At 61.7% G+C, this 8195-nt stretch carries 9 protein-coding genes; 5 read left to right on the forward strand and 4 right to left on the reverse strand.

Annotated features, from left to right (window positions below):
- Nucleotides 1-91: 91 nt before the first annotated feature.
- The 3 genes from D619_RS0112710 to D619_RS0112720 form a co-directional block, all read right to left on the reverse strand.
- Nucleotides 92-1543, reverse strand: coding sequence for a circularly permuted type 2 ATP-grasp protein (locus D619_RS0112710; protein ID WP_017668980.1), 1452 nt, complete (start codon nt 1541-1543; stop codon nt 92-94).
- A gap of 91 nt (nt 1544-1634) precedes the next feature.
- Nucleotides 1635-2315, reverse strand: coding sequence for a DNA repair protein RadC (gene radC / locus D619_RS0112715; protein WP_017668981.1), 681 nt, complete (start codon nt 2313-2315; stop codon nt 1635-1637).
- Complete coding sequence (locus D619_RS0112720) at nt 2312-2830, reverse strand: hypothetical protein (RefSeq protein ID WP_152417445.1); 519 nt, start codon at nt 2828-2830, stop codon at nt 2312-2314. Before D619_RS0112720 ends, radC begins: the two co-directional genes overlap by 4 nt.
- A 74-nt stretch (nt 2831-2904) precedes the next feature.
- Here D619_RS0112720 and D619_RS0112725 point away from each other — a divergent pair, with 74 nt between their 5' ends.
- Nucleotides 2905-3294 carry a heavy metal-binding domain-containing protein gene (locus D619_RS0112725; protein WP_017668983.1) on the forward strand — a complete coding sequence of 130 codons (390 nt, stop codon included), beginning with the start codon at nt 2905-2907 and terminating at the stop codon, nt 3292-3294.
- Between the two features lie 19 nt (nt 3295-3313).
- Here D619_RS0112725 and D619_RS18145 read toward each other — a convergent pair whose 3' ends face one another.
- Entirely contained in the window at nt 3314-4636 is a 1323-nt protein-coding gene (locus D619_RS18145) for a hypothetical protein (RefSeq protein WP_017668984.1), read from the reverse strand.
- A 141-nt stretch (nt 4637-4777) separates the two neighbouring features.
- Here D619_RS18145 and D619_RS18150 point away from each other — a divergent pair, with 141 nt between their 5' ends.
- The 4 genes from D619_RS18150 to D619_RS0112745 form a co-directional block, all read left to right on the forward strand.
- Entirely contained in the window at nt 4778-5551 is a 774-nt protein-coding gene (locus D619_RS18150; RefSeq protein ID WP_017668985.1) for a Coq4 family protein, read from the forward strand.
- Between the two features lie 701 nt (nt 5552-6252).
- Entirely contained in the window at nt 6253-6573 is a 321-nt protein-coding gene (locus tag D619_RS0112740; RefSeq protein ID WP_193743313.1) for a hypothetical protein, read from the forward strand.
- On the forward strand, nt 6570-7418 hold the full coding sequence (locus D619_RS17930; protein ID WP_152417449.1) for a hypothetical protein: 849 nt from the start codon (nt 6570-6572) through the stop codon (nt 7416-7418). The genes D619_RS0112740 and D619_RS17930 overlap by 4 nt, the downstream gene beginning before the upstream one ends.
- A partial coding sequence (locus D619_RS0112745) for a hypothetical protein (protein WP_152417450.1) occupies nt 7403-8195 on the forward strand: 793 nt, incomplete at its 3' end. The genes D619_RS17930 and D619_RS0112745, both read left to right, overlap by 16 nt.

Here is an 8195-nt window from a genome sequence, read left to right on the forward strand (position 1 = left end):
GGAGAGGGGCAGGTTGGGCCCGCCCCTCTCCCGCTGCACCTCGCGCGAGTCGACCTCTCCCCGGCGGGGAGAGGTGAAGGAGGACAGCGCCTTAGCCATCGATGATCCACGTATCCTTGGTGCCGCCACCCTGGCTGGAGTTCACCACCAGCGATCCCGCCGTCATGGCCACGCGTGTCAGCCCGCCCGGCACGATGCGCACGCCGTCCGCGCCGGTCAGCACGAACGGCCGCAGATCGACATGGCGGGCGGCGATGCCGCCATCGGTGGCGGTGGGGCAGGTGGAAAGCGCCAGCGTGGGCTGCGCGATGAACTTTTCCGGATTGGCCTTCAGCTTGGCGGCAAAGGCGGCAATGGTGGTTTTCGATGCGTGCGGGCCGACCAGCATGCCATAGCCGCCCGATCCATCCACTTCCTTCACCACCAGTTCGGGCAGGTGATCCAGCACATACATCAACGCTTCCGGTTCGCGGCAGCGCCAGGTCGGCACGTTGGCCAATATCGGCTCCTCGCCGGTGTAGAACCGCACGATCTCGGGCATGTAGCTGTAGATCGCCTTGTCATCGGCGATGCCAGTGCCCACCGCGTTGGCCAGCGTCACGTTGCCGGCGGCATAGGCGGCCATCAGTCCGGGCACGCCCAGCATGGAGCTGGGGTTGAAGACCAGCGGATCGATGAAGTCATCATCGAGCCGGCGATAGATCACGTCCACCCGCTGCGGGCCTTCGGTGGTGCGCATGAACACCATGTCGTCGCGCACGAACAGGTCGCTGCCTTCCACCAGTTCGATGCCCAGCTTGTCGGCGAGGAAGCTGTGTTCATAAAAGGCCGAGTTGTACTGGCCCGGCGTCAGCAGCACGCAGGTGGGATGGCTGCCGCGCTGCTTGCGCGGGCTCACGCTGGCCAGCGTTTCCAGCAATTTTTCCGGATAGGTCTCGACCGGCGCCACCTTCACCTGGTCAAACAGTTCCGGGACCAGCTTCAGCATCACCTCGCGGTTTTCCAGCATGTAGGACACGCCGGACGGGGTGCGGGCATTGTCTTCCAGCACATAGAAATCGTCGCTGCCAGTGCGCACCAGATCGATGCCGGCAATATGCACCCACACGCCGCCAGGCGGGGTGCGGCCCACCATGTGCAGGCAATAGGCCGGGTTCATCAGCACCAGTTCCGCCGGGATCAGGCCGGCCTTCAATATCTCCTGCGGGCCATAGATATCGGCCAGGAACATGTTGAGCGCCTTCACCCGCTGCGTCAGGCCCTTTTCCAGCCGCGTCCACTCGGTGCGGGTGATGATGCGCGGCACGATATCGAACGGGATCAGCCGCTCGGTGGCCTGCGCGTCGCCATAGACGGCAAAGGTGATGCCGATGCGGCGGAAGAACAATTCGGCCTGGGCGCGCCGGGCGGCCATCAGCTCGGGCGGGCTGTCGGCCAGCCATTGGCGGATGGCGCGATAGGCATGGGTCACCCCCGCCGGCGAGCGGCTGTCATAGCCTTCGCCGGAGCCGAACATCTCGTCAAAGGCCGCGATGGCCTGCATTGCCCCTCCCGTGTGGCTTTCGCAGCTTTTGTGCGAAGTTGTCGCCCCAAGCGCAAGGTTATTATTGCGTATTGGTCAGATCAGGCGGGTTTCAGATCAGCCCCTGGGCCCGCATGGACACGTGCCCGGTCGATCCGATGATCACGTGATCATGCACGGCGAGGCCCAGATGCCGCCCGGCCTCGATGATCGCCCTGGTCATCTGGATATCGTCGCGGCTGGGCTGGGGATCGCCCGATGGATGATTGTGCACCAGCACCACGGCGGCCGCACCCAGATCGAGCGCACGCTTGACGATCTCGCGCGGATAGACGGGCGCCGCATTCACCGTGCCGTCGTTCATCACCTCATCACGGATCATGATGTTGCGATTGTTGAGGAAGATCACCCGAAACTGTTCCGTGGGCCGATGCGCCAGCGCCGCGTGCAGATAATCGAGCAGCGCCTGCCAGCCCGACAGCACCTGCCGATCCAGCGCCTTGGTCCGCAAGGAGCGCAGCATCACCGCCTCGACGAACTTGATCGCCGCCGCCGCGCCATCGCCCAGCCCCTCGACACGCTTCAGCTCCTCTGGAGTGGCGGCAATCAGCGCCGCCAGATTGCCGAATTCCTCCAGCAGCCGCTTGGCCAGCGGCTTGGTGTCCTGCCGGGGGATGGCCAGCGCCAGCAGATATTCCAGCAGCTCATAATCATGAAAGCCATCGCCGCCGCCGGCCAGCAAACGCTGCCGCAGCCGTTCGCGGTGGCCAGATGCGGTGGGCGCATCGTTCATGGCGACGCAACGGGCAAGTCGGCGTTCAGCACGGCCTCCACGATGTGACCGGCTTTCAGACGGGCATTGTTGCCGCGGGCAAATGGCCCCCACGGGGTGAGCGCGGCGGTGACCATCACCATCTGCAGCGTACCATTGCGGCCCTTGTCGGCGGTGACAGCGGCTGGCGCGGGCGCAATCGGCACCGGCCCGCCCGCCGTATCGAGATGCAGCAACCTGGTTTCCAGCGCGCCGGCGCGGCCGACCATGCCGCTGCTGCGCGCCGATACCACCTCGCCCCAGGCCTTGGTGCCGCGCGGGATGACAACGCGGCCATCGATCGTGACGGGGGCATCGACAATCATCAGGAAACGGTCACCGGCCTTGGCGCTGCGGGTGCTCACCTCGTTCCAGACCATCAGGCGCAGCGCGGTGCCGGCCTTGGCGACCACCGAAGCGGCGATTGGCGGCGACACGGGTTCGGGCGCTGGCGAGGCAGACTGCAGCAGCAGCGCAAAAACGAGCGGGACCAGCATGATGGCAGATTGCATCGGGCAAAGGCCTCTGCCAAGTCTTGATTGCCGGCCAACGGCAGTTTGGGGAGTATCACATGCAGAAAATCTGGTCGCTCGTCCTTGGCACTTCGGTCCTGTTGCTGGCGTCATCTGTCGTCGCCAAGGATGCGCCCAAGGCGTTTGTCGTGGTCAACGAAAGCGTTGGCGTGCCGGTATTCCCGGGCGACATCAGCGACCGGCCCTATGATGTGGTGGGCGAGGTGCAGGCCGGTGTGCGCAAGGCCACCATCTTCAGCAAGGAAGCCAGCCAGTCCAAGATCTACAAGGAATTGTGGGAACGGGCCGAAAAACTGGGCGCCGATGCGGTGATCAACGCCAAATATGGCGACAGCCATGTGACGGCGATGAGTTGGGGCAAGACCAATGCCACCGGCACCGCCATCAAGTTCAAACCGGCCGCGCCCGCAGCCACGCCGACACCCTGAGGCAGTGCTGCGGCCCGGCCTAGCTCGGGTCGCAATCCTCGGCCTTCTTGCGGCGGCCGAGCAGGCCGCCCATCACCCCGCCCAGGGCATCGCCGGCGGTTGGCCGATCGCTGCATTTCGGCTTGGCACGTTGCCGGCTGCCGCGGCGCGGGCGATCCTCGTCTTCGTCGCCCATCATCTCGGCCATGTTCATCCCTGCCGGGCCGCCGGCTCGCGCCACAAAGCGCGCCTTCACCGCATATTGCTGATCCCAGGCGATTTTCGGATCGGCCGGGCGTGGCGGGAACAGGAAATTCTCCTCCGGCCCATGCGCCACCAGGCTGACAAGGCCGTTCGGCGCGGCGGCCATCACCTCCTTGGGAATGGCGCAATTGGTCTGGGTGGGCGGCATCAACTGCTTCGTGCCAACGAGCCGCGCGGCTTCGGCCGGCGCGATATAATCGCCCAACGCGGAAATGAAGGTCTGGCTTTCCGAGGATGACCAGAACACCACGGTGGCGCCTTTCGCCGGGTCCTCCCCTTCGCCGCCCATGAAGCTGGCGAAGTGCCCGGTCGCCTCTGGCAACTGGTTCCAGCTCATGGCGATCGCCCCCGAAGGCGCCTTCTTCTGATCGAGGTTCAGCGCGCCCATGAAATCCTTGGTCAGGCTGAACTGGATATCGGGGATATAGTTGCCCGCAACCGCATGATCGCCAATCAGGCTGGCATTGGCCGGCACGCCCTGGCGGCTGGCGCGATCATCATTGGGCCAATGGCCGTGATTGGGCCAGCCGGCATAGGACGGCGGCCGGGCGATGCGCACCCGTTCGCCGGCAAACAATCCGGGCGGCACCTGGCCGGCGGCCATCCTGGCAAAATCGATCACCACCGGCTGGCCGGGGCGGGCGGTTTCACCACAGCCCCAGAACAGCAGCACGCGCCCCCTGGGCGGTTCATAATCCTCCGGCTCCGACGGCGTGGCCGCGGCGCGCTGCGGGCTTTTCAGGAACAGCAGATCGCCCATGTTCATGCCCGCCGGAATCAGGTGGCGGGCCAGCGGCGGCGGTGCCGACACGGGCAATTTGCCCCCCAGATCAAGGCTCAGCGATTTCGCCATGGCGCCCGGCTGCTGCCCGCTCATCGCCATGCGCATCATGTCGCCGGGGGAGGGCATGTTCCCACCCATCCCAAAGCCCGTCATCGTCTGCGCCGACAGCCAATAGACCGCCTTGGGCGGGATCACCTTCTGCACGATGGCCGCCGGTTTCGCGGCCGGCCTGGGCGGCGGCTTGCGGGCCTGGCCCATAACAGTTGCCGGCAGCAGCATCATGGCTGCCATGGTCATCATCACGATGGGCCGCATTGTTGGCTCCCCCCGATTGATCAGCACCAGCAGTCTACCACGCCTGCCCGAACCGCCAACCCCGCAGCAATGCCTGAACCGCCTTGCTGCCGGAAAAGCCGCATGCCAGAATTGCAGCATTCAGATCTAAAGGTTGCCCCCATGCAGAATGTGGACCGTGTGTTCGGCGAAAAATTCCTCACTGCCGTCGATAATTTCTATGCCTATGGCGTGCACCTGCTGTTCAACGAATGGTGGGAACAGGCCCCGCAGGATGCGATCGACAAATATGTGGCGGCCATCACCGAACATCCGGAGCAGGGGCCATTGGCGGCCGCCGGCTGGATGGCGCCGGATTTCAGCCTGGCCCAGGTCGCCGATTGCGCCCCCGGCACGCTGGGCGCCGCCTGGCGCGAGCATATGGTGGCCAATGGCCTGGCGGAAAAACTCGCCGCCGGTTATGCCGGCCTCACCGCCGATTTCGAAGCCAGCGGCAAGCTCGCCCGCCTGCCGGCCGTGCTGAAATACAAGGTGCTGCGCGGCTATCAAACCCACGATCTCCACCATGTCCTCACCGGCTACACCACGCATCCCTTCCACGAGTTGGCCCTGCAGGCGTTCGGACTGGCGCAGTCGGACTATCCCTATGCGGCGATGACGCTTTCGGTGATCATCAGCCACGCCACGCTGGTCGATCCCTGGCTGATTCAGCCGGCGATGGACGCCATCACCGACGGCTGGGCGCTGGGCCGGCGGGCCAGATCCATCCAGTTTGTCGCCTTCGAAAACCAGATCCACCGCCCGCTGGCCGACGTTCGCGCCGACTATGGCCTGACCCGCGAGACACCGTTCGTGCCGATGGTGATGAAAGTGTCGGAACTGGTGGCCCAAGAACTGGTGGTGCAGGAAAAGATGCGGGAAGGGGTGGCCGCCTGAGGAAGATCCAGGCCGTTGAGGCCTCCGCCCCGGATCAGGTCCGGGGTGACGTGGGCAGGGGTGACCCCTGCACCCGTTCGTTTTGGGCAGCCAGTGCCCCCAAAAAAGCCCTGTCATGCTGGCGCAGGCCAGCATACATTGCGGGACGGGGGCCCCCTACTCCGCATCAGGCCAGGCTCCACGCTGGATGCTGGCCTGCGCCAGCATGACAATGGGGCAGGGCGCGCACCGTCTCCAGCGGCGCGTTTGGTGGGGTTGTAGGTTACAAAGCTTACAAATTGCTCTTCATGCGCGTGCGCGTCCCTGGACGGTGGCGCGTCGCCGTTGCGCCGCCCACAATATAACCGCACCAGCCGCGTGTAGGACAGGCCATCGCTCCGCCTTGCGCGGCCCGACTCTCCTCACCGCGTCACCCTCGACCGTAGCCCCTGACATGATCCGGGACGGGGTCGCGCTTGTTCATGCCTCGCCCCATTGTCAGCGCCGGCCTGTCTGATTGATGAGTGAACCGGAGCCCCGGAGAGGGGGCATGGCGCGCCCGCGACGGGGCGCAAGCTGGAGGCTGCATTGGATACGCTGGTGTGGGTGTTGAGGGGAGGATCTAGGGCGCTGTGATCCTAATTCGTCACAGCTTGCGAACTTTTGGGGCATTGCTTATGTCTGACGATTATTAGGGCGACTTGTTGATGAGGAGCTGGCGATTGATGATCAAAAATACACTGATCGGAGTGGCAGGGAGTGCGGTTGTGCTGGCCATTGATCTTTTCGTTGTGCGTTGGAGCGGCGATAGCAATGGCGCACGCGCGGCGGTTGCATTGGTAATCTTCCTTTTAGCTTTTGTTATCACGAAGCGGATGTCGCCAGAGAAGCCCTCAAAGGGTGCGGTCCTGAGCGACAACGAAGTTGGCGGCTCGATGTCGATTGAAACCAATAACGTCTCTGCGCCGGGATCTGAAAAGATATTGTCGAACAATAAGACGGATGGGGACTTTATCGTTAAGGCTGGTAAGATCAATTCGTGACTGCACCGACAAGAAAAATTGACTGGCGTCCAGAACTAGATGCGTTTTCGCCCTATCTGGCGGACAAATGTGGCGTTGTGCGAATTAATTTCGTCAATGAAGATTGCGCGGCGAACCAATTTTCAAGTCTGTTAAAACAATCCTTTGTTGATCGAAAGGGAAATGGTCTCCGCTTTTCAATTCGTATAGATCAGGATTTCGCGTCAACACATACTCCCACAGACATTCTGGATGAGTTTGAGGCGCAATTAAGTCGGCTTGGTATTGAAGTAAAAAACGATGTTACTGCCGTGAGTCTTGCAATTCTGGCGGACAATGAAGTCGCCGGAAACATGGCTGTATCCGTCGGATCAATCACTCAAAATTATGGTTTTCAGCCCGGACGAAATCACTTTGCCAAACGAATTATTGCAGTACGTGATGCCCTTGAGAAATTTGTCGCCGAAGGTGGCAGGTTCATGATTGAGTTTCGAGACCGTCCAATAAGCGGTCAAAACTCATTCTGGCGCGATGTATGGGCCCCGCTCCTTTCGCATTTCCAAACAAGCGGAATGGTCTTTGTCCATATGCTGGGCCCCTTGTGTCAGCAACGGGCGCATGAAGATGCACCTTTGCCCAATTTGACAAAAACTCTGCCCACAGAATTTGCTTCTAACGAAGCGCGTCAAGAGAGTGCCTATGATGACCTGATTGATGTTTTTAGGGATTTTGGCCAAACCGATATGCAGGCTAGCGCTGCAGCAGCAACCCACTTGGCCCAAAATTTGAACAGTATTAGCAATCTTCACTCAAATCTCACTGGCGTTTTATTGAGCCTAAAATCACGACAATGGAATTACAATTGAGCCAGCTATCGCAACTGCTCCAGCAAGCGCCTCCGGGAACGGAGAAAGTGCTGCATGCTTTTGCGTTGGCAGAATGCCTGACCGATCATGTTGCGCAATCTCTTTACAAGGGAGTGGCGCTTCCCGGTTTGAGCTTTGACGATTTCCTGGAGGCACTGCGCTATTCGGACATTTATGAACCCCGCAACAGCGAATGGAACATTGCTGAAAGCGCCCGACGGGAATTGACCGCTAAGCCTGCGCTGTCGAAGGATGAGGTCAGGCAAGTGCATGCGTTGCTGCTTGAGGCAGGCAAAACTGGGAACAAGGCCAGGGCAGGCTGGGAAACGCCGCACTATCTGTTCACCGACGCGGGACTTGCCTATCACAAAGCAGCAACGGGGCAGATCGAATCCGCGCTGGAGCACTATTCTAATTGCTCGCGGGGCGATTATCGCGGCAATCAGTGGTTGGGCGCCAAGTTTGCCGAAAAACAGGAGCGCGATGGAGTAATACCGCAAGGCTCAATTGAAACCATGTTCCTGCGCGCAATGGTGTTGTTCAGAACGGGTCGCCGAGAGCAAGCAATGCCGCTGTTGCGCAAGGTTGCGCAGAGTGAGAAGAGGCAACGGGAAGTCGCGATTGCTCTGCACATAACCGCCAATGACGATGCCCGCCAGCAGCGCTATAAGGAAGCCAAAGCCGCCTATCTGCGCAGCATCGAAATGCTGGGGGCCCTCGGTGATCAGTTTGGATTGGCCCAGACCGAGCATAGTCTGGCCAACATGTATGCCCGCC

Source organism: Sandarakinorhabdus sp. AAP62, assembly GCF_000331225.1.
Lineage (GTDB): Bacteria > Pseudomonadota > Alphaproteobacteria > Sphingomonadales > Sphingomonadaceae > Sandarakinorhabdus.

What these genes read in the sequence shown, in the direction of transcription:
- D619_RS0112710 (WP_017668980.1), bottom strand. Translation starts at nt 1,543, where the DNA reads ATGCAGGCCATCGCGGCCTTTGACGAGATGTTCGGCTCCGGCGAAGGC.
- radC (WP_017668981.1), bottom strand. Translation starts at nt 2,315, where the DNA reads ATGAACGATGCGCCCACCGCATCTGGCCACCGCGAACGGCTGCGGCAG.
- D619_RS0112720 (WP_152417445.1), bottom strand. Translation starts at nt 2,830, where the DNA reads ATGCTGGTCCCGCTCGTTTTTGCGCTGCTGCTGCAGTCTGCCTCGCCA.
- D619_RS0112725 (WP_017668983.1), top strand. Translation starts at nt 2,905, where the DNA reads ATGCAGAAAATCTGGTCGCTCGTCCTTGGCACTTCGGTCCTGTTGCTG.
- D619_RS18145 (WP_017668984.1), bottom strand. Translation starts at nt 4,636, where the DNA reads ATGCGGCCCATCGTGATGATGACCATGGCAGCCATGATGCTGCTGCCG.
- D619_RS18150 (WP_017668985.1), top strand. Translation starts at nt 4,778, where the DNA reads ATGCAGAATGTGGACCGTGTGTTCGGCGAAAAATTCCTCACTGCCGTC.